Here is a 20,213-nt window from a genome sequence, read left to right as displayed (position 1 = left end):
TCGCTGAGCCTGCCCCGGGCCTTCGCTGAAGCGTGCTCCAACTTACCCCTGTCCTGCCTTGTATCCGACGCCGCGGACCGTCAGCACAATCTCTGGCGCTTCAGGGTCCCGCTCGATTTTTGACCTCAACCGCTGCACATGCACATTAACGAGCCGGGTGTCGGCTGCGTGCCGGTAACCCCACACCTGTTCGAGCAGCAGCTCCCGGGTGAAGACCTGCCACGGTTTGCGCGCCAATGCCACCAACAGATCAAACTCCAGCGGGGTCAGCGAGATACGGTCGCCGGAACGAACCACAGAATGCCCGGCCACATCGATAGTGACCTCACCAATCCGCAGGGTCTCAGGCGCCTTCTGATCCCCCGGACGGAGCCGTGCCCTGACCCGTGCGACCAGCTCTGCCGGTTTGAACGGCTTGGGCACATAGTCGTCGGCCCCGGATTCAAGCCCCCGCACAATGTCGGAAGTGTCTGACTTCGCGGTCAACATCACGATGGGAAGATCTGACTCGTTGCGGATCTGCCGGCACACTTCAATACCGTCGATACCGGGCAGCATCAGATCGAGCAACACCAGGTCGGGTTTGGAGCTCCTGAAGATTTCCAGGGCCTGGGAGCCGTCTGCGCAGAACACGGGATCGAATCCGTCGTTGCGCAATACGATGCCGATCATCTCGGCCAGAGCTTCGTCGTCGTCAACGACCAGAATGCGTGCCTTCATATCTCCATAGTGTCTTATTGCTGCGGCAATGTTGTACTGGGGCGCATGCTCCGCGCGCCCCACCACGGGCAGGTTCCCGGAAAACCCTCGCGGTAACTATAGTTCTAGGAGACGGGTTCATGAGTGGAACTACGGTTCCGGGGGGACAGGATGACTAACAATCCGCACGAAGGTGAACCAACAGATCAGCCGCGGGACGACGCGCCCGGCCCATCCGCCCAGCCACCCCTAAATTCCCAGTGGGGCCAGCAGGCACAGTGGGGTCAACAGCCTCAGTGGGGTCAACAGCCTCAGTGGGGTCAGCAGCAACCGCCAGCACCGGCACCCCAGTGGGGGGCGCAGCCTGGCTGGCAGGGCGTGCCACACGGACAGTTCCGCGGCTACCAGGCTCCACCCAAACCAGGAATCATCCCGCTCAGGCCCCTGGGTCTGGGCGAGATTCTCGACGGCGCATTCCAGGCCTGTCGGAAAAACCCGCTGGCCACCTTCGGCACGGCCATCCTGTTCCAGGTGCTGATTTCGGTGCTGACACTGCTCCTCACCGTCGGCCTGGTCGGCTCGATCGCACAGCTTGACCCCAACAACCCTTCCCTGGACCAGGTCACCGGACTCGCTGCATCGGCCATTTCCGTCGGCACAGCGATTGTGGTGCTCAGCAGCGTGGGAGTCCTCGTCCTCCAGGGCGTGCTGGTCATCCCGATTGCCCGCGCGGTGCTCAACGAGCGCACCAGTTTCGTGCAACTGTGGAAGCTTGCCGTCCGGCGGATCCTGCCCCTGTTGGGACTGGGATTCCTCCTGCTGCTCATGATCATCGCCGGCCTCGTGATCCTGGTGTTGATCGCCGTGCTCCTCGCCACGGTGCTGGGTCAGGACTCCATCTGGCTGATCGTCCTGGGATTCCTCGCCTCGCTGGCGCTGATCATCTGGCTCAGCATCAAGTTTGTCCTCGCTCCGGCGGTGCTCATGCTGGAGGGTGCCGGACCGCTCACGTCCCTGCGCAGGTCCTGGACCCTCACTACCCGCAACTGGTGGCGGACCTTCGGGATCCTCATCCTGACCAGCATCATCGTGTCGATTATTACCTCGGTGATTTCCACCCCACTGAGCCTGCTTGCCACCCAGTTCGTGTCCTTCAGCGACTCCCCGGCGGCCCTGGGCGAGGAGCTGATGGATTCGCTTCCCATTCTTCTTGTCGCCCAGCTGATCACTGCTGTCTTCGGCGCCATCGGCTATGCCTTCCAGGCCGGGGTGACGGCGCTGTTGTATGTCGACCTACGGATCCGGCGGGAGGGGTTCGACGTCGTTCTGCTGCGCGAACACGAAGAAGCACACTCCGGTCGGTTCACTCCCATCCCCGGCCAGTCAGCCAACCCCGGCGGGCAGCAGTTTGGCCACCACCCCGGCGGACCGCCGGCTCCGCCCACCACCGGAACCTGAGCCGGGTGCTGCCCCCACCATGCTGACCCGATCGATTCCCGCCACTGTGCCGTTTGCCAGCAACAGCGCCGTGACGCCCGACGATGACGAAGCGCGCCGGTGGCTCCTGGACGAACTCGCCAGAGGCCAGTATCAGGAAGCCGAACCCAACTTCCTGGAGCGTATCGCCACGGCCGTCCTCGAATGGCTGGGGTCCGTCTTCGCCGGGCTCCGGCCACTGGAGGCAGGTCCCGGCACGCTGGTGCTGGCCCTCGGTGCGGTGGTGCTGGTGGCCGCGGCGGTGTGGCTGATCAAGCCCCGACTCAATGCCCGCCAGGCTCGAACGGTGCCAGGAGTGTTCGCCGGGACGTCGGTGCGCACCGCGAGTGAGCACCGGCAGCTCGCTACCGCCGCCGCAGGGTCCACCGACTGGGACGTTGCTCTCACCGAACGGTTAAGGGCTGTCATCAGATCGGCCGAGGAGCGGGGAATCATTGACCGCCAGCCGGGACGCACCGCCGGAGAAACCGGGGTCCAGCTACGGGCTGCCTTCGGCCCGCCGGGCGACGGGACAACGTGGCTGGCCGATAGGTTCAACGAGGTGCACTACGGCAACCGGTCCGCCGACGAATCCGACTATCTGCGGGCCACCGCCATCGACGACGCACTGGCGGGCGCCCGCCCCGCTGCGCGGCAGTCGCCCCCGGATCTGGTGGCGCCGCGCTGATGGCTGACATGATTACCCCGGGGGTTTCCCGGAACACCGATACCGGCGTCACCGGGGCCGGGGTCAGCACCGGCGAGGTGATGGGTGACGGCGGAAGCGCGGGTCAAACCGCTGCGGCGAGGCTGCGCCGCACCGGTCCCTGGCTGATCCTTGGAATCCTGCTGATCGGTGTGGTGCTGGTGGGGTTCCTGGGCCGGTCAGGACAGGACGGCGGCGTGCTGTCCCCCATCAACCCCGCGCCGGTGGGGGCCATGGCCCTCGCCGAGGTCTTGGGGGAACAGGGTGTCGAGGTGATTCGGGCCGAGTCCCTTGAATCCGCTGCGGCAGCAACAGCGGGCGGCGCCACCCTGCTGCTGCATGATCCCGATTCATGGCTGGACGCCGACCAGTTGGGTTCCCTGGACGGGTTGGCTGACCGGTTGGTACTGGTCGAACCGAACAGCCTCGTCCTCGGAGCACTGGCGCGGGACATCCGGCAGGCAGGACTGATTCCCGATGCCGAGGACGGGCCGCTGCCGGCTGCCTGCCAGGTTGCCGATGCTGTCGCCGCGGGAAGCATCACCGCCGGTGGACTCGCCTACCGTGCCGACGACATCTGCTTCCCGTCGGCCACCGCGCAGGGCGGCCCGCCATCGGGGTCCTATGCGGCGACCGCGGACCGGACTGTCGTGGCCTTGGGCAACGGGAGCATCCTCAGCAACGAGACGATCGACGAGGACGGCAACGCGGCGCTGGCCCTGCGCACCCTGGGCAGCACCCCTGTCCTGGTCTGGTATCAGCCGACTGCGGCCGATCTTGCGCTCGGCGACACACCGGTCGACCCGCTCACTCTGCTGCCCGACTGGGTGAACCCGGTGATGCTGTGGCTCCTCGGTACCGCGGTGCTGGCAGTGCTGTGGCGGGGACGCCGGCTGGGTGCCCTGGTGGAGGAACCGCTCCCCGTGGTGGTCCGCGCCGCTGAGACCGCCGAAGGACGGGCCCGGCTCTATCAGGATTCATCGTCAGTCGACCGGGCCGCAGCGAACCTCCGCGCCGCCACCCTCCTCCGCCTCGCGGCCCGGCTTCGCCTGCCGGCCACCAGTTCGGTAAGCGCGGTGGTGGACGCCGCCGCACGCCACACCACCCGGCCAGCCGCCGACCTGGACCGGCTCCTGCGCACCGATTCACCCACCTCCGACGCCCACCTCGTGCGGTGGAGCCAAGACCTTGACGCCCTAGAGAAAGAGATCGACGCGAAATGAGCCACCAGTTCCCGACGCACCAAGACTCAGCGGTATCAGCCGACGGCCCCGGCCCGGAACGCCAGGCCCTCCTGAACGTCCGTTCGGAGGTGGCCAAGGTCATCGTGGGACAGGACGCGGCGGTGACCGGCATGCTGATTGCCCTGCTCGCTCAGGGGCATGTACTGCTGGAGGGTGTTCCCGGGGTGGCGAAGACTCTGATGGTACGCACTCTCTCCGCCGCCTTGAGCCTTGACACCAAAAGGGTCCAGTTCACCCCGGATCTGATGCCCGGCGATGTGACAGGATCCCTCATCTACGAGGCGCCGAGGTCGGAGTTCACCTTCAGGGAGGGACCTGTCTTCACGAATATCCTGTTGGCAGACGAGATCAACCGGACCCCGCCCAAGACGCAGGCGTCTCTGTTGGAGGCGATGGAGGAACGGCAGGTGTCGGTCGACGGCGTGTCCCGTACCCTTCCCGATCCGTTCATTGTCGCTGCCACCCAGAATCCGGTGGAGTATGAGGGGACCTATCCCCTGCCGGAAGCCCAGCTTGACCGTTTCCTCCTGAAACTCACCCTGTCGGTGCCGGACCGCGACGACGAAATTGAAGTGATCCGGCGTCACAGCACCGGCTTCGACCCACGGAACCTCGCTGCTGCGGGAGTCCGCCCGGTGGCCTCGGCACAGGACCTGGCCGACGCCCGCCGCTCGGTGGCGTCGGTAGCCATTGCGCCCGAGGTGATTGCCTACATCGTTGACGTGGTGCGGGCCACCCGCACCGCACCATCGTTCCAGCTGGGGGTATCTCCGCGAGGCGCCACGGCGCTGCTGAACACCGCGCGGGCCTGGGCCTGGCTCTCCGGGCGCACCTTCGTCACACCCGACGATGTGAAAGCCCTCACCCTCCCCGCGCTCCGCCATCGGGTGTCAATGCGGCCCGAAGCCGAAATGGACGGCGTCGACGTGGATGATGTGCTGCTGGGCATCCTCGCGACCGTTCCCGTCCCCCGCTAGGGCCAGCCTGGATGACCATCACCGGACGGTTCGTGATCGCGGCGCTACTTGGAGTACTTCCCGTCGCGCTATACCCCGGCGCGGTCTCCATCATGATCTGGGTGGCCGCGCTGCTCACGGCCGCCGGGCTGGATCTCGCCCTTGCCGCGTCTCCACGGAAAGCCGGCCTGAGCCGGACCCTGCCGGATAGCGTCCGCCTCACCGAGACCTGCACCAGCACACTGACCGTCAGGAACTACTCACCACGCCGTTTGCGGGCCGACGTCCGTGAAGCGTGGCAGCCCTCGGCGGGGGCCGTCGATGCTGTCCAGCACGTCTCGGTGCCCGCAGGTGAGTCCCGGCAGCTCGTGATCACACTGGTCCCCGAACGGCGCGGGCATCTCCGCGTTGAGCACGTGACGCTCCGCAGTTTCGGGCCCCTGGGGCTGGCGGCACGGCAGGTCAGCATCCCCGCGCCGGGCCTGCTCCGGGTGCTCCCCCCGTTTCATTCCAAGCGGCACCTGCCCTCCAAACTCCGCCGGCTGCGTGAGCTCGATGGCCGGGCTGCGGTGCAGATCCGCGGGGCCGGCACCGAGTTCGATTCCCTGCGCGACTATGTCAGGGGCGACGACGTGCGCTCCATCGACTGGCGTGCCACGGCCCGCCGCCGCGACACGGTGGTGCGCACCTGGCGCCCCGAACGCGACCGGCGGGTGGTCATCGTGATGGACACCTCACGTACGTCGGCGGCCAGAATCAACGACGAACCCCGCCTGGACACCAGCATGGAAGCCGCCCTGCTGCTCGCCGTCCTGGCGCAGCGCGGCGGTGACCGGGTGGACTTTCTGGCCTTCGACCGCCGGGCACGCGCCCGGGTCGACTCCGCGGCGAAGGGAAACCTGCTGAACTCCCTCGTCAAGGCCATGGCACCGCTGGAAGCCGAGCTGATCGAAGCCGACTGGTCGCGGGTACCGGGTCAGGTGCGTTCCATCTCCTCCCATCGATCACTGGTCGTCCTGCTGACCTCACTGGATTCCGGGTCGGTCGAGGAGGGCCTGCTCCCGGTTCTCGCCGGGCTGACCTCCCAGCACGTGGTGGTGGTGGCCTCGGTCAACGATCCGCGGCTGGAAGAGATGCGCGGGGAGCGCCAGTCGGCGGCCGACGTGTACCGGGCGGCGGCGGCCGAACGGGCACTGCTGGACCGGGCAGCAGTCACGGCGCAACTCCGGCAGCTCGGCGCCGAAGTCGTTGACGCCAGCCCGTCTGAGCTTCCACCCCTGCTGGCTGACATGTATATCCGTCTCAAAGCTGGGGGGCGGCTCTGATGCTGCCGCCACCCGGGGTGGATTACACTCGGACGGCGCGCCGCCTGCCCTGGACGGCGCTGCCCGCCGCGGTCCGCCACCGCTTCGCCGCGGTGCTCCGCGCACCGGTGGAATCCGCGGCACCGGCCGGCGGCGGATTCACCCATGGTTTCGCTGCGGTCCTCTCCGGCGCGGGCCGATCCCTGTTCGCTAAAGCGGCGCCCTCCACCGACAGCAATATCTTTGCTGCCTATGTGCGGGAGGCGGAGGTTCTCTCGGCGCTTCCTGCGGGCCTTCCGATCCCTGTGCTGCACTCAGCCGACCGGATCACCCATGAGGGAACCCAGTGGCAGCTGCTCAGTTTTGAAGCAGTCGACGGGTACATGCCGGGTCAGCCGTGGACAGCCGCTGACCTTCGCGCCGTCCACGACTCGCTGCTCGCGGTCCAGTCTGCGCTGCGACACCTTCCTGCCAGCCTGTCCGGCGGGTCCATGGTCGACGAGTTTTTCGGCGACCGGGCCGTCACCGACGTCTTCGGGCAGTTCGCCCTGAACGGCGGGCCTCCCGCCTACCTGCCCCGGCTGACGACGGCACATCTGGCTGACCTCCGGGAGCTGGGGTCACTCGGCCGGGAAGCCCTCGCCGGTGACTCGGTCCTGCACAATGACCTCCGCGCCGACAACATCATCATCAGCGCGGCCAGCTCCATCCCCGCCCAGGCCCTCTTCTGCGACTGGAACTTTCTGTCCACCGGACCCGCCTGGGCCGACTGGGTGGCGCTGCTGGTGTATCCGCGCCACGCAGGGATCGACGTCGACCCCTGGCTGGCGGAGTCGCCGCTGAGCGCCGCTGCCAACCCCGACCACATCGACGCCTGGCTCGCGGCTCTCGCCGCCTACATGATCACCAGCGGAGCGCAGGCAGAGCTGGTCACCAGCCCGCACCTGCGCACCCACCAGAAATTTACCGCACACCTCCTGATTGACTGGCTCAGTGAACGACGAAAGTGGGACCTCTAACATGCAGTCCATCTACCAGCGCGCCCTGGGCGCCGACTTCGCCCGGCTGCAACCCGAACTCCAGGCCTACTTCGGCCTGCACGCCGGCGCAGGCCAGGCCGGCGTGGGCAGCGGCACCTTCGATGTGGCAGGCTGCCCCGCCTGGTTCATCCGCCCGTTCTTCAGGCTGGCCGCCGCCGAAAACTCGTTCTTCCCCGAGTACGGCACCAACATCCGGTTCTCGATCACCAACTACCCGCACACCGACCCATTCGGCCGGCCGTCGCTGACCGCCCGCCGGGTGCTGCACTTTCCCGGGGTGGACCGGGTCTTCGAGGACACCACCTCTGACGACCAGGGCCAGCTCCTCGACTACGTGGGCGCGCACCGGATGACACTGACGGACCTCACGTGCTCAGTGACGCCCACGGGCCGGATGCGGATGGTCTCGACCCGGACCCGCGTCTTCGCTGGGCCGGTGCGGTTGCCGGTGCCCGACGTCGTCGGCGCCCAGGCCTACATGGAGCAGTGGTGGGATGAGGAGGCCGGCCGGTTCAGGATCCAGACCAGGGTGATCCACCGGCAGCTCGGAACCCTCCTGGTGTACGCCGGAGCGTTTGACTACCAGCTGGTCGACTTCGACGGCGTGCTGCCCGCCGTCGCCACACCGCTGGGCTGGGAGAAGCGCAGCTAGGCGCCGGCCATCTCCTGGTTCAGCGCGTCGGCCGCCTGCGTGAGCCGGCGCAGGATGGCGGCCGCCGTTGAGGGTGACACACCGTCCAACCCGGTATCCGGGGTGAGCCGGAGCTGAGCCAGCCGGTTTAGGGGTAGGCCCAGCATCCGCCACGGCGTCAGCACCGCGGCTGCGAGCGCCGAGACTCCGGGAACGGCACCTGGCCGCGGCACGATACCCGCCCACAGTTCACCGCCCGCCTCAAGATGCCCGGCCAGCTGCTCCCACTGCGCCATGGACAAGCCCGCCACCGGCAGCGCCGCGGCGGTGACAGTGCTGGTGGCGAGCACGTCCAGCGGAGCGCTGTCGGCGGGGAAGGACACCGCAACGGTTTCCGCCCCGGCGGCACGCACTGCCGTGGCGACAGCGTCCCAGGCGTCCGCTGCCTCCTGGTCCGCGACGGCACGCAGGGTCCGGTAGCCACTCGCTGTGGGCACGCCACCCGCCAGGATGTCAGCGATCTCCGGCTCGTCCAGTTGAACCTGCACCAGGGCGCCCGGCGCCACCGCGCCAATCCTGGTGATGAGACCGGCTGCACCTGCCGCCAGGGAGTCCCTGATGTCGCGGCGTGCCCCCACATCGAGCAGGGCGCGTTCACCACTGTGAAGGTGCAGATTGGCGGCGAGGGAAAGCGGACCCCGCAGGTGGATCTTTAGCGCCGGGGCCGGAGCGGATTCTGCGCCGATCAGGTCTCCCAGCACGTTCAGGTCAGTCGACAGCGCCGACACCGCCCGACGGTGGTCTTTGCCTGGCCGGTCGACCAGGCGCCAGCCGTGCGGCTGCAGATCTACCGGCAGTTCCACCAGGATGGCGGCGGTGCGCCCGACAGCGTCGCTGCCCACCCCGCGCTGCGGCAGGGAGACCAGGTGGGGCAGGTGAGGGTCACCGAGTTCGCCGCGGACCACCCGCGCTGCTTCCAGCGGGTCGGTTCCCGGCCAGTCCCCGAGGCCTGTTGCGGTGACCTGGCCGGCGCTACGCTCCACCGGTCTCCCCGGGTGTCCGCCGGTTCTCGGACAGCGCCTGATGGTGGCGGATCACCTCGGAAATGATGAAGTTCAGGAACTTCTCAGCGAAGGCCGGGTCAAGGTTCGCCTCTTCGGCCAGCGCCCGGAGCCGGGTGATCTGGGCTGCCTCACGGTCAGGATCCCCGGCCGGCAACTGGTGCTCGGCCTTCAGCACTCCTACCCGCTGCGTGGCTTTAAACCGCTCGGCCAGAAGATAGACGAGGGTCGCATCAATATTGTCGATGCTGCTCCGCACTGACAGCAGTTCAGCCATGACCCCAGGCTGGACCTGCCCGGCGAGTGAGCTTGCCGCCGGGTTGTAGCCGCTACTCGATTCAGTCATGCACCAAGTCAAACACCAGTAGCGGAGAGCCGACTAATCCGGCGTCGACACATTCACGGTGCTGGCTGAAGTTCGGGGCGTTCCAGCGAGCGTGCCGAGTCGAGAGTCGCCTGACCGAGGACCCGGCTCCCCTGGTACAGGACCACCGTCTGGCCGGGTGCCACGCCGCGCATCGGCTCGGTCAACCGGACCACAAGTTCGGCCTTGCCCTCGGCGTCGTCCTCCATCCAGGCCACAGCGTCCACCGGATCGCCGTGGGCCCGTACCTGCGCCATGCAGTCGAACTGCACGCCGTTGACGACGGCGTCGATCGGCAGTCCGGCCCAGGACACCTTGATGCCGCGAAGCTGGTCCACGGCCAGCATGCGCTCGGGGCCGACCACCACGGTGTTCTCCTTCGGCCGGATTTCCAGCACGAAGCGGGGCTTGCCGTCGTCGGCGGGGGTGCCCAGTTTCAGGCCGCGGCGCTGGCCCACGGTAAACGCATTGGCGCCGGGGTGCGTGCCGACCTGCTCACCATTGGTGTCGACGATCGCCCCGTCGGTCATCTCGATCCGCTCGGCCAGCCAGCCCCGGGTGTCGCCGTCGGGAATGAAGCAGATGTCGTGGCTGTCCGGCTTGTTCGCCACCGACAGGCCGCGGCGCTCCGCCTCGGCACGGACCTCAGCCTTCGACGGGGTTTCGGCCAGCGGGAACATTGAGTGCTTCAGCTGCTCGTGGGTGAGGACACCGAGCACGTAGGACTGGTCCTTGGCCCAATCGGCGGCGCGGTGCAGTTCACGGTTGCCGTCGCTGTCCTCGATGACCTTCGCGTAGTGGCCGGTACAGACGGCGTCGAAGCCCAACGCCAGCGCCTTCTCCAGCAGCGCCGCGAACTTGATCCGCTCGTTGCATCGCATGCAGGGGTTGGGGGTGCGTCCGGCGGCGTACTCGGCGATGAAGTCGTCAACCACATCCTCCTTGAACCGCTCCGAGAAATCCCACACGTAATAGGGGATGCCCAGGATGTCGCAGGCCCGCCAGGCGTCCCTCGAATCCTCGATGGTGCAACACCCGCGGCTACCGGTCCGCAGGGTTCCCGGCATCCGGGACAGTGCCAGGTGGACGCCGACGACGTCATGTCCCGCCTCGACGGCGCGTGCTGCGGCGACGGCGGAGTCCACTCCACCGCTCATTGCTGCGAGTACCTTCATGAGTTGTCCTTCACGATCGAAAACCTGTTCCAGCTGTCTGAATAGTTGAGGCATGGCCGGCCATGCCGGCTTGCCGTGCCCGGTGGTAGGCCTCGGGCAGGGACGCGCCAAGAGCGTCAACGTCCGCGGTGGTCGAGGTATGCCCGAGGGAGAAACGCTGGGCTCCCCTCGCCTCGGCTTCGGTGAGCCCCATGGCCAGCAGCACGTGGGATGGCCGTGGCACGCCGGCGGTGCAGGCCGACCCGGTGGAGCACTCAACGCCGGCCAGGTCCAGGAGGAACAGCAGCGAATCCCCTTCGCAGCCGGGGAAGGTGAAGTGGGCGTTCCCCGGCAGTCTCAGGGTCCGGTGCCCGCGCAGGACCGCCTCCGGCACCGCCGCCCCGACGACGTCGATCAGATGATCCCGCAGGGCGGCAATGCGGGTGGCTTCCTCGGCGAGGGTACCGGTGACGTGGCCGGCGGCGGCCGCGAACGCGGCGATCCCGGCCGTGTCGAGGGTCCCCGACCGGATATCGCGCTCCTGCCCCCCGCCGTGCTGCACGGGGGTGAGCGCGACGGCGCGCCCCACGAAAAGCGCCCCCACCCCTACCGGCCCGCCGATCTTGTGGCCGCTGACCGCCATGGTGGCCAGGCCCGAGCGGGCAAACGAGACAGGGAGGGAGCCGAAGGCCTGGACGGCATCCGAGTGCACGGGGATCCCCTGTCTGGCCGCCGCAGCGGTGACCGCCTCGATGGGCTGGATGGATCCCACCTCATTGTTGGCCCACATCACGGTGATCAGCGCAATGCTGTCGGGATCGTCGTCGAGTTCGGCCTGCAACGCGTCGAGGGAGAGAATTCCGTCGGCGTCGACGGGGAGCCAGGTGACGAGCGCTTCCTCATGCCTGGCCAGCCACTCGACGGTGTCCTGCACCGCCGGGTGTTCGACGGCGGAACACAGGATTCTCCGCCGGCGCGGATCCGCTGCGCGGCGGGCCCAGTACAGGCCCTTCACGGCCAGATTGTCCCCCTCGGTGCCGCCGGAAGTGAAGATCACCTCTGAGGGGTGTGCGCCGGCAGCGGCAGCGAGCAACTCCCTCGAGTCCTCAACCACCCGGCGGGCACGACGACCGGAGCCGTGCAGCGACGAAGGGTTGCCGCTGCGGCTGAGTTCAGTGGTGAGTGCGGCGAGCGCGGGCGCCGAAAGAGGCGTGGTCGCCGCGTGGTCCAGGTACACGGGCATCAGCCAATTCTAGCGGCTTCGGCGTGCCACGACACATTCCCCCGTTCTGCTCACCGCTCACGCCTGGACAGGGCAGCCGGGGCCAGTACTCCCAAGGCACCGGGAACGACGTCGATCTGCAGGGGCGCGGCGCCCACCGGCTCACCGTCAGCAAACGCTGTCACCCCTTCCACCCCCACCGTGACCGACCGGACCCTTTCGATCCGCACCGCCGGGTGCGTCACGTGGGTGCCGGCGAAGAGGCGGGGCAGCATCGCTATCAACCTGACGCGTGAAATCGCCGCCACTACCAGCAGGTCAAGCGCTCCGTCGTCGCACAGGGCATCAGGGGTGATGGTCATCCCTCCGCCGATGGACCGCCCGTTGGCGACTGACACCAGCATGGCGGTGGTCGACTCCGCTGCCCCGTCAACCACCAGCCGGTAGCTGAGGGGCCTGAAGACCGCCAGTTCCCTCAGGAGCGCCAGCGTGTACCGGCTTTTCCCTTTCGGCCAGGACCAGGAGTTGGCCCTGGCATTCACCACGGCGTCGAAACCTGCCGAGCAGGCGCCGGCGAACCAGTGGACCTCACCGAACCCCGCACCCCGGCGGATTCGCCCCAGATCGATGCGTTGCGGCGGTGCCAGCAGCGCGTGGTCAATGAGTTGGGCGGCGGCCAGCGGGTCTTTCAGCGGCAGCCCCAGCATCCGGGCCACATCGTTTCCGGTGCCGGTGGCCACGATTCCCAGGGGCACCGCCGCTCCCGCCAGCACGGTGGCGCCCAGCCGCACCATTCCGTCACCACCCACCACGATCAGGGCGTCGACCCCGACGCTGGACACCGCCGACCGGGCCAGCTCAAGGAGCTGCCCGTAGGACGATTCCAGCAGAACGACGACGTCGTGGCCGCGGTCGCGGAGCGCTTCCACAGCGATCGTTCCTGCCTGCTGCGCGGATCCGGCGCCCGCCGCCGGGTTGATCGCAACCGCCAGTTTCACTGGATCACGGCACCCAGGGCCTCGGCAATGGTCATGGCCTGCGCGACGTCGATCACCGCGCCCCGCAACTGCACGTTATCCATCGATAGTTCGCCCAGTTCGCTGCCGCGCAGGTCGGCATCGCGCAACCGGGCGCCGCCCCACTCCACATTGGAGAGCCGGCAGTTCCTCAGCGCTGCTTTGGTGAGATTCGCTCCCGTGAAGTCGGCCTCGGTCAGGACGACGTCCGAGAATTCCGCCGATGTCAGGTCAGCGCGCACGAAGGACACGTAGGACCAGTTGCCGGCGCTGACCTTCAACGGCACCAGCGTTGAGTTGACGAAGGTGCTGCCGGTCAACCGGCACCCGATGAAGGTGGAGTCGAAAAAGCTGCAGGACTCGAACCGGCAGCCGTCGAACGCGCCATCGGTGTGGGTCGACACATTGAACTTGACGTTCCTGAACACACATTTACTGAAGGTGGACCCGGTGGTCTGCAGTTCGGTGAAGTCACAGTCAACGAACTGCGACCCAGCGTAGTCCTCCCGGTCGAGGGCTTTGCCGTACCAATCTCCGCCGCTGATCATCATGGTGAAGATGCTACCGAACGGTTTGGCCTCTTCCGCCGTTGAAGGTACAGCGGCCATTTGGTCGCCAGCCGGGAGACCGTCTACAGTCTTGCCCTGACGCGCCACCGCCTGTCAGCCGCACCTGCACTATCCTGCACGCTTGCCCGTCGACACTGAAAGGCCCCCATGGCGAACCCGTCCGACCGGACCTATTACGGCGTCCTGGGGTTGTCTCCGGAGGCGACTGCCAAACAGGTGAAGGATGCCTATCGCCGGGCCGCCCGGTCGACCCACCCGGATGCCGGCGGCACCGCTGAACTGTTTCACGAGGTGGCGGTCGCCTACGAAACACTGGCCGACCCCGAACGACGCCGCCGCTACGATCAGGGCATCGGTGGAGGCACCGCGCGGCGCGCACCAGAGGCCGCGCGAGCCCCCTCCCGATCGGCCACCCCCACCCCCGACCGGACCTCCGACGATGAGGCCTTCGCCCGGCAGCCGGTCTATGAGCCTCCGTTCTCCCCGCAAAGTCCGCCGATCATCCCGCTGACACTGGCAGGCAGCCAGCTCCACGGCACCGCCCGACAGCCCGGATTCTTCGCACGGATGGGGGCCGGCAGTGGTGCACGGTACGACGGCGAGCGTCGCACCGCAGCCCTGCTTGAGCACCGCTTCCTGGCCGGGTTTCCCGCGGCCCGGCTCGTCAACGGGCTCCAGGTCGGCGACGACGCGGGCACCGAAGCTGGCCACGCGGTGCTGGCTGGCTACCGTCTGGCGGTGATCGACTCCCTCCAGGCCCCACCAGGAAACTACCGGTGGGATGGTCAAGCGCTGCGGCGCAACGGCCGGATCGCCGGCGACGTGCGCATCATCGAGTCGGTCCGGCGGGTGCAGGACCTCTTCCCCGAATGCAACGTCCAGGGCTGGCTCGTCCTGCATGGCGGGGAGGGGAACCCGTTTGAGCCGATCGTCGACTACCCGCCGTCGCTGGACAAATCAGCGTTGACCAGTGTCCATGTGGCGAACCCCGGCACTCTGCTCCGCGAGCTGAAAAAGTTCCTCGCCAGCGGACCCCAGCCGTATGTGGTGCAGCTGCCCGTGCTGGGCCGGTTGCTGCACTACGCCGAACGATAGGATTGACCCGTGTTCCGCATCCTGTTCTATACCCCCGAGATTCCCGGCAATACGGGCAACGCCATCCGCCTGGCTGCGGTCACCGGAGCCGAACTTCACCTGGTTGAACCGCTCGGGTTCAGTTTCGACGACGCGAAGCTCCGTCGCGCCGGACTCGACTACCACGATCTGGCGGTGCTGCGGGTCCACCAGGACCTTGCGAGCGCCTGGGCTGCCCTTGCACCGGAACGGGTGTTCGCGTTCACTTCGGATGGCGAGGAATCCTACGCCGACGTCAGCTACCAGCCCTCCGATGTGCTGCTGTTCGGGCCCGAGTCGGTCGGTCTCCCCCAGACGGTCAAGCAGGACCCGCACGTCACTGCACGGGTCAGGTTGCCCATGCTCCCCTCGCGCCGCTCACTGAATCTCGCCAATGCTGCATCGATTGTGCTCTACGAAGCCTGGCGGCAGCACAGCTTCGACGGCGCCGCCCTCTAATGTCATCCCCCCAAGGAGCCTCCATGCCAGCACGCCCCACCGAAAAAGTGTTTCCCCCCGGTGCCACGGATTTCGAACGCCTGGCTCCTGCGCTCTGGAATCCGATGGGGAACGCTGTCGCCGCGGCAGCCGATATCGCGCTCGGCGACCGTGTCCTTGACGTGTATTGCGGCAGTGGCGCCAGTACCGTCCCTGCGGCCCAGTCGGTGGGGCCAGAGGGACTGGTGGACGCCCTCGACCCGTCCGCTGAGCTGCTTGATCTGGCCCGGGCGAAGGCCGACGCGATGTCCTTGACCACCATTCGGTTCGACACGGCGCCGGTGTCCGGGTGGGCCACCGACACCCCCTATGACGTGGTCCTGTGCTGTTACGGCCTGGCCCATTTCAGTGACCTGGCGGCGGGCACCGCGGGCTTAGCCCACCAGTTGCGTCCCGGCGGGCGGATTGCCCTGAGCACCTGGGATGATGGCGCGCACGCCGGGTTCCGGCAGCTGCTTCAGGACGCCTGTTCCACCGAGGCACCCGGCCCGGGCGTACCCCGGTTCGAGCAGGAAACCGCCAATATCGACCGGTTGGCGTCAGCCGGAAAGCTTGGCGACTGGTTGCTCGGCAACGGGTTCAGCACCGCCGGAGTCGATGCCATTCCGATTGACGTCCCCCTGGACCGTGAGACCGCGTGGTCGGTGGTACTCGGCACCGTGTTCCGCCACCTGCTTCCCGCCGACCCAGCCGCCGTCGAGCGGGTGCGGGGCCAATTCGTCGACCGGATCGGCGACGGGTTCGTCCTCGACGGACGCTCCCTGGTGGCTGTTGCGGAGACCGCCGCCTAACGGCCCGGCCGGAACTTTCAGCACCCGCTCCCATCCCCGGCACCGCCTGCTCCGAATGATAAGTGACAGCACAACCTGATCTGTCGATGTTGCTGAGTCAGCAGCGTCGGCGGCGGGGGCCCTGTCGTCGGAACACAGATCAGGACGGTGATAGGGATGAGCAGGCACGCAGGAGGCACTGACCAATTGATCCGCGCCGGGCGGTCGCATGCACAGGTTCGCACTCGGGGCGCTTTATGCTTGGAGTATATGGAAACGCCACGAGCCAGCAGAATTACCTCAGCCGGTTCAGCAGCGAGTGGATTCGCCGTTGAACCCGACGCCGCTGCAACCCTGACCGACCTCCTGCTCCGAGTTGCAGCGAAGGACCAGGAAGCGTTTGCCGCGTTCTACGCGCAAACCTCCCGACGTGTGTACGGCCTGGCACGTCGGGTCCTGATCGATCCTGAACTCAGCGAGGACACCACTCAGGAGGTTTACCTCCAGGTGTGGAATATTGCCGACCGGTTCCGCCCCGAGATGGGATCACCGATGGCCTGGCTGATGACCCTGACCCACCGGCGGGCTGTCGACAAGGTTCGGTCGGAACAAAGCTCAACGGACCGTGAGGCACGGTACGGCGCCGCCATGCAGGACATCGATCACGACGACGTCGTCGACACGGTGACCCAGCGTCTGGAGGCGGAGACGGTCATCAAATGTCTTGGCACGCTCACCGATACCCAGCAGGAATCGGTGAAACTCGCCTACTACGGCGGCTTGACCTACCGCGAGGTCGCCGAGAAGCTCGGCGTTGCAGTACCAACCATCAAATCGAGAATCCGTGACGGATTGCTCCGACTTAAAACCTGTTTGGGGGTGAACTGAGATGCAGGACCACAGCACGTTTGACGAATTGTCCGACGATCTTGAGCAGGACCTAGCCAACGGCCGGGTACTGGATTGGGCAGAAATGTATGCCCTGAACGCGTTGGGTGACGCGGAGCAGACCGCGCTGGAGAACTTCATCTCGGGCGCCGATCCGGCACAGCGGGAAGCCTTTGACGAACGCGTTCGCGGCGCCCGGGAGACTCTTGCCCGGACCTACGTGGTCGATGACATCGCACCGCCGCCAGCCCTCCTCCACCGCATCCTTGCCCAACTGCCAGCCGAACTGGCGGCGTCAGGCTCACCTGCCGCGACCGTCGATAGCGGCGAGCCGGCTGCCCTCAACGAACTGGACGAACGGCGCAACAAACGCCGCCGGACCACGCCCGTAGGGCGCTGGCTGGTCGCTGCAGCGGCAGCGGTGGTGATTACCGTGGGGGGCGTCAGCGTGGCGCAGAACCTGCAGCCCACTTCGGTGGAGCAGGAAGTTCTGCGGGCACAGGACCTCCAGTCGACTACCTTCACCATCCCGGCGGGGGGCACCGCCGAGTTGAGCCTGTCGCGTGACGAGGACGCCGCAGTGATCACGCTCAATGAGGTGCCGGCGCCGCCAGCGGGGAAGGTCTACCAGATGTGGCAGGTACCCACCGACGGTTCCAACCCGGTATCCATCAGCACCATGACCGGCGACGACGTCGAGGACTCCCTGGTCACCACGGTTGAAGGACTCGGCTCGTCGATGGGATTCGCCATCACCGTTGAGCCGGACGGTGGATCCGAACGGCCCACCCTTCCGCTCGTCGCCGAAATTCCTTTCGAAGCCTGATCTTTCTTCCCGGGAATCAGAACCCGGCAATGGTCTGGTCGGAATTGACCGGCACCACCTGGAACACTTCAGCGCTGCGTCCGGCCGGAAGACCGCCGCGTGCAGCATTTTCCTGAAGCAGCTGACGGACCATCTGGTCCATCCGGCCGGCGTCGGGGTGCTGGCTCGTGTGAAAGTGCAGGGCACGCAGCTTGTCGTCGACCGTATCGGTGACGTCAACGAAGTGGTTCTCCAGCTGGGTGGGACCGGCGTAGAGCCACAGCCACGCCACCTTGTGGCTGGCCAGCCCTGCGGCCTCCAGTTCGGGAAAAGCAAACGGGTTCTCCGCCGCGGGATACACCGCGCGGGTCACCAGTTCCCCGCAGGCAAGGTGGTCCGGGTGGCTCTTCTGGATCCTGTCCCAGTTGCGCTCGGGATGCATTGACATGACGACGTCGGGGCGGACCCGGCGAATCACTTCCACCACCCGCCTGATCAGGTCGGAGGACACGGCAAGGAACCCGTCGCGCTCCCCGAGATAGTGGAGGTCATGAACCCCCACTATCTCGGCGGCGGCCCGCTGCTCACTGCGGCGCAGGTCCACCATCGCGTCACGCTGCGCAGCGTCAAAACCGCCCGCGTCGCCGTCGGTCATGATGCAGTAGTCCACCTGGATGCCTGCTGCAGTCCACTGCGCCACCGTCCCGGCGGCACCAAAATCGATGTCGTCGGGGTGGGCCGCGAAACACAGAACACGGGTGATCCGGTGCCTGGCGGGGTCGAAGATGCCCGGCACCGCAGTCAGGACCTCCGCTTGATGATCTCGGCGGTGGCCTGGGGCAGGACCTTGAACAGATCCCCCACGATACCGAAATCAGCGATCTCGAACACCGGCGAGTCGGCGTCCTTGTTGACGGCGATAATGACCTTCGCGGTCTGCATACCAGCCTTCTGCTGGATGGCCCCCGAGATTCCCGCCGAGATGTAAAGCTGCGGGGAGACGGTCTTGCCGGTCTGCCCCACCTGCGCGGAATGCTCGATCCAGCCAGCATCGGTCGCTGCACGGGATGCTCCGACAGCACCACCCAGAGCGTCGGCCAGGTCCTCGACGGGACCGAAATCGCCGTCGACGCCCCGCCCGCCCGCAACGATGACCCGGGCCTCGGTCAGCTCGGGCCGTCCACTGGCCGGTTTCGCCGTCCGCCCGGTGATCCGGGCGGCGTGGGCCGGGGTTACCGACTCCACGGTGACGACGGCGGGGAGGTCTCCTTCGCCCACTGGGGGAACCTCGACTGGTGTGACCTCAACGATGTTGGCTTTCACGGTGATGAGCGGCGTACCGGTGGTCACTTGTGCCTCGACGGCGTAGGAACCGGCCAGCACCGATTTGGTGACAGTCAAATCTGCACTGATGGCGACGGCGTCGGTGATGACCCCCGACGACAGCCGGATGCCGGCTCGGGCCGCGATCTCCTTGGCCTCGACACTGTTCACCAGCAGCACGGCCGCTGGCCCTGCAGCCTGCACGGCTGCGGCAAGGAAGGCGGCCTTGCCGGCAACGAGGGACTCGTCGAGATCCGGTGCCGTCGGCCGATAGACGGTGTGGACTCCGCGGGCACCAAGCTCCTGCGCAACCGCCTCCGGAAGGTCACCGATAAACGCCACGGCGGGCTCGCCGATGGTGCCGGCGATGGACAGCAGTTCCCGGTGGCTCTTATGCAGGGCTTCACCCGGGTGATCGATCAGTACAAGAACTGTAGCCATGACGCTGGCTCCTTCGCGGTAGTCGAGGACGACATGATGGTGCTTGCCTAGAGCAGCTTCTGTGCGGCGAGGAAATCAACCAGCCGGACTCCGGCGTCGCCGTCGTCGCTGATGATGGTTCCCTGGCTGCGGGGCGGGCGCGGGTCCGCGGCGTGCACGGTGGTCCAGGCCCCGGCCGATCCGACCTCGTCCGGATCCACCCCGAGGTCCTGCAGGGACAGGGTGGTCAGGGGCTTCTTCTTGGCGGCCATGATTCCCTTGAAGTTGGGGTACCGCGGCTCGTTGATTTGGTCAGTCACCGACACGACGGCGGGCAGGGTGGCCTCAACCGTTTCGGAGTACACGTCCCCGTCCCGGCGCGCGGTCAGGGTCCAGGTGCCCTCCTCCTGGAGCAGATCAAGCGAGGACGCGAACGTGACCTGGGGCAAGTCGAGGCGTTCCGCCAGTTGCGCGGGCACCAGCGAGGTCTCACCGTCGGTGGAGGCCATCCCGGTGATCACCAGGTCAACGGTGCCGAGATGGGCGACGACGGCGGCGAGCGCCCGGGACGTTCCTGCGGCGTCGGATCCGGCAAGGGCGTCGTCGCAGAGGTGCACCCCCGCATGGGCGCCGATCTGGAGTGCTTTCTTAACCGCGTTGACCGCACCGGACGGGCCCATCGTCACCGCGGTAATCCGGTGGCCCGCGGGATCGCCGCCGTGCGCCTCAACCAGTTGCAGAGCTGCCTCGAGAGCGTACTCGTCCAGTTCGGAGAGGATGCTCTCCTTTCGGTCGGTGGTCCGGTCCTGACCATTGATGTGCCGGTCGAACTGCGCGTCTGGCACATGCTTCACCAGGACCACTATGTCCAAGCCTGCGTGCGATGCGTCTTCCATTACTGCCTTCCTCGTCTTCGGATCTGCCCTAGCCCTAGCTAACCATATCGGCGGGCCC

The 20,213-nt window shown here is 67.1% G+C and carries 22 protein-coding genes; 12 read left to right on the top strand and 10 right to left on the bottom strand.

What is annotated here, in order from left to right; genetic code table 11:
* Positions 1-42 precede the first annotated feature (42 nt).
* Positions 43-720 (bottom strand): MtrAB system response regulator MtrA, encoded by a 678-nt coding sequence (mtrA, locus tag IWX62_RS05555; protein WP_196840373.1) that lies wholly within the window; start codon positions 718-720, stop codon positions 43-45.
* Between the two features lie 357 nt (positions 721-1,077).
* Between mtrA and IWX62_RS05550 the strand changes: the two genes are divergently transcribed.
* The 7 genes from IWX62_RS05550 to IWX62_RS05520 are packed head-to-tail and all read left to right on the top strand — an operon-like array spanning position 1,078 to position 8,077.
* Positions 1,078-2,157 carry a hypothetical protein gene (locus IWX62_RS05550; protein ID WP_196840372.1) on the top strand — a complete coding sequence of 360 codons (1,080 nt, stop codon included), beginning with the start codon at positions 1,078-1,080 and terminating at the stop codon, positions 2,155-2,157.
* A 19-nt stretch (positions 2,158-2,176) separates the two neighbouring features.
* Positions 2,177-2,863 carry a DUF4129 domain-containing protein gene (locus IWX62_RS05545; RefSeq protein ID WP_333483229.1) on the top strand — a complete coding sequence of 229 codons (687 nt, stop codon included), beginning with the start codon at positions 2,177-2,179 and terminating at the stop codon, positions 2,861-2,863.
* Positions 2,863-4,104: a DUF4350 domain-containing protein gene (locus tag IWX62_RS05540; RefSeq protein WP_196840370.1), complete on the top strand. Its 1,242-nt coding sequence runs from the start codon at positions 2,863-2,865 to the stop codon at positions 4,102-4,104. The genes IWX62_RS05545 and IWX62_RS05540 overlap by 1 nt, the downstream gene beginning before the upstream one ends.
* Positions 4,101-5,102, top strand: a complete 1,002-nt coding sequence (locus tag IWX62_RS05535; protein WP_196840369.1) for an AAA family ATPase — start codon at positions 4,101-4,103, stop codon at positions 5,100-5,102. Before IWX62_RS05540 ends, IWX62_RS05535 begins: the two co-directional genes overlap by 4 nt.
* Before the next feature lie 11 nt (positions 5,103-5,113).
* On the top strand, positions 5,114-6,406 hold the full coding sequence (locus IWX62_RS05530) for a DUF58 domain-containing protein (protein ID WP_196840368.1): 1,293 nt from the start codon (positions 5,114-5,116) through the stop codon (positions 6,404-6,406).
* Positions 6,406-7,404 carry a phosphotransferase family protein gene (locus IWX62_RS05525; RefSeq protein WP_196840367.1) on the top strand — a complete coding sequence of 333 codons (999 nt, stop codon included), beginning with the start codon at positions 6,406-6,408 and terminating at the stop codon, positions 7,402-7,404. The genes IWX62_RS05530 and IWX62_RS05525 overlap by 1 nt, the downstream gene beginning before the upstream one ends.
* Positions 7,379-8,077 carry a DUF4166 domain-containing protein gene (locus tag IWX62_RS05520; protein ID WP_333483228.1) on the top strand — a complete coding sequence of 233 codons (699 nt, stop codon included), beginning with the start codon at positions 7,379-7,381 and terminating at the stop codon, positions 8,075-8,077. The genes IWX62_RS05525 and IWX62_RS05520 overlap by 26 nt, the downstream gene beginning before the upstream one ends.
* Here the strand turns inward: IWX62_RS05520 and IWX62_RS05515 are convergent.
* From IWX62_RS05515 to IWX62_RS05490, 6 genes are read right to left on the bottom strand one after another with little or no spacing between them, the layout of a single operon-like run.
* The gene (locus IWX62_RS05515; RefSeq protein WP_196840365.1) at positions 8,074-9,099 is read right to left on the bottom strand and encodes a hypothetical protein; all 1,026 of its coding nucleotides are present in this window, start codon (positions 9,097-9,099) and stop codon (positions 8,074-8,076) included. The genes IWX62_RS05520 and IWX62_RS05515 overlap by 4 nt on opposite strands.
* The gene (locus tag IWX62_RS05510) at positions 9,089-9,463 is read right to left on the bottom strand and encodes a chorismate mutase (protein ID WP_196840364.1); all 375 of its coding nucleotides are present in this window, start codon (positions 9,461-9,463) and stop codon (positions 9,089-9,091) included. The genes IWX62_RS05515 and IWX62_RS05510 overlap by 11 nt, the downstream gene beginning before the upstream one ends.
* Positions 9,464-9,516: 53 nt before the next feature.
* A complete protein-coding gene (gene mnmA, locus IWX62_RS05505; RefSeq protein ID WP_196840363.1) occupies positions 9,517-10,656 on the bottom strand; it encodes a tRNA 2-thiouridine(34) synthase MnmA in 1,140 nt (379 codons plus the stop codon).
* A 10-nt stretch (positions 10,657-10,666) separates the two neighbouring features.
* Positions 10,667-11,878 (bottom strand): cysteine desulfurase family protein, encoded by a 1,212-nt coding sequence (locus IWX62_RS05500; protein ID WP_196840362.1) that lies wholly within the window; start codon positions 11,876-11,878, stop codon positions 10,667-10,669.
* A 50-nt stretch (positions 11,879-11,928) separates the two neighbouring features.
* Complete coding sequence (locus IWX62_RS05495; RefSeq protein ID WP_196840361.1) at positions 11,929-12,855, bottom strand: diacylglycerol/lipid kinase family protein; 927 nt, start codon at positions 12,853-12,855, stop codon at positions 11,929-11,931.
* A complete protein-coding gene (locus tag IWX62_RS05490) occupies positions 12,852-13,481 on the bottom strand; it encodes a pentapeptide repeat-containing protein (RefSeq protein WP_196840360.1) in 630 nt (209 codons plus the stop codon). Before IWX62_RS05490 ends, IWX62_RS05495 begins: the two co-directional genes overlap by 4 nt.
* 108 nt (positions 13,482-13,589) lie before the next feature.
* Here IWX62_RS05490 and IWX62_RS05485 point away from each other — a divergent pair, with 108 nt between their 5' ends.
* The 5 genes from IWX62_RS05485 (at position 13,590) to IWX62_RS05465 (ending at position 17,537) form a co-directional block, all read left to right on the top strand.
* Positions 13,590-14,537, top strand: a complete 948-nt coding sequence (locus IWX62_RS05485) for a J domain-containing protein (RefSeq protein ID WP_196840359.1) — start codon at positions 13,590-13,592, stop codon at positions 14,535-14,537.
* Positions 14,538-14,546: 9 nt separating this feature from the next.
* Positions 14,547-15,014, top strand: a complete 468-nt coding sequence (locus IWX62_RS05480; RefSeq protein WP_196840358.1) for a tRNA (cytidine(34)-2'-O)-methyltransferase — start codon at positions 14,547-14,549, stop codon at positions 15,012-15,014.
* Positions 15,015-15,037: 23 nt separating this feature from the next.
* On the top strand, positions 15,038-15,844 hold the full coding sequence (locus tag IWX62_RS05475; RefSeq protein ID WP_196840357.1) for a class I SAM-dependent methyltransferase: 807 nt from the start codon (positions 15,038-15,040) through the stop codon (positions 15,842-15,844).
* A gap of 249 nt (positions 15,845-16,093) precedes the next feature.
* The gene (gene sigK / locus IWX62_RS05470) at positions 16,094-16,711 is read left to right on the top strand and encodes an ECF RNA polymerase sigma factor SigK (protein ID WP_333483227.1); all 618 of its coding nucleotides are present in this window, start codon (positions 16,094-16,096) and stop codon (positions 16,709-16,711) included.
* 1 nt (position 16,712) lies between these two features.
* Positions 16,713-17,537, top strand: a complete 825-nt coding sequence (locus IWX62_RS05465; RefSeq protein ID WP_196840356.1) for an anti-sigma factor — start codon at positions 16,713-16,715, stop codon at positions 17,535-17,537.
* 16 nt (positions 17,538-17,553) lie between these two features.
* On the opposite strand, the gene IWX62_RS05460 is transcribed toward IWX62_RS05465, so the two are convergent.
* The 3 genes from IWX62_RS05460 to IWX62_RS05450 are packed head-to-tail and all read right to left on the bottom strand — an operon-like array spanning position 17,554 to position 20,155.
* Positions 17,554-18,312, bottom strand: a complete 759-nt coding sequence (locus tag IWX62_RS05460; protein ID WP_196840355.1) for a PIG-L deacetylase family protein — start codon at positions 18,310-18,312, stop codon at positions 17,554-17,556.
* A 5-nt stretch (positions 18,313-18,317) separates the two neighbouring features.
* A complete protein-coding gene (locus IWX62_RS05455) occupies positions 18,318-19,280 on the bottom strand; it encodes an electron transfer flavoprotein subunit alpha/FixB family protein (RefSeq protein WP_196840354.1) in 963 nt (320 codons plus the stop codon).
* Between the two features lie 47 nt (positions 19,281-19,327).
* Complete coding sequence (locus IWX62_RS05450) at positions 19,328-20,155, bottom strand: electron transfer flavoprotein subunit beta/FixA family protein (RefSeq protein WP_196840353.1); 828 nt, start codon at positions 20,153-20,155, stop codon at positions 19,328-19,330.
* Positions 20,156-20,213: the final 58 nt, after the last annotated feature.

Source organism: Arthrobacter sp. CAN_A1, from assembly GCF_015751665.1.
Lineage (GTDB): Bacteria > Actinomycetota > Actinomycetes > Actinomycetales > Micrococcaceae > Arthrobacter_D.
Note: the sequence above shows the minus strand (reverse complement) of the source record. Positions and strands in the feature narration are given on the sequence as shown.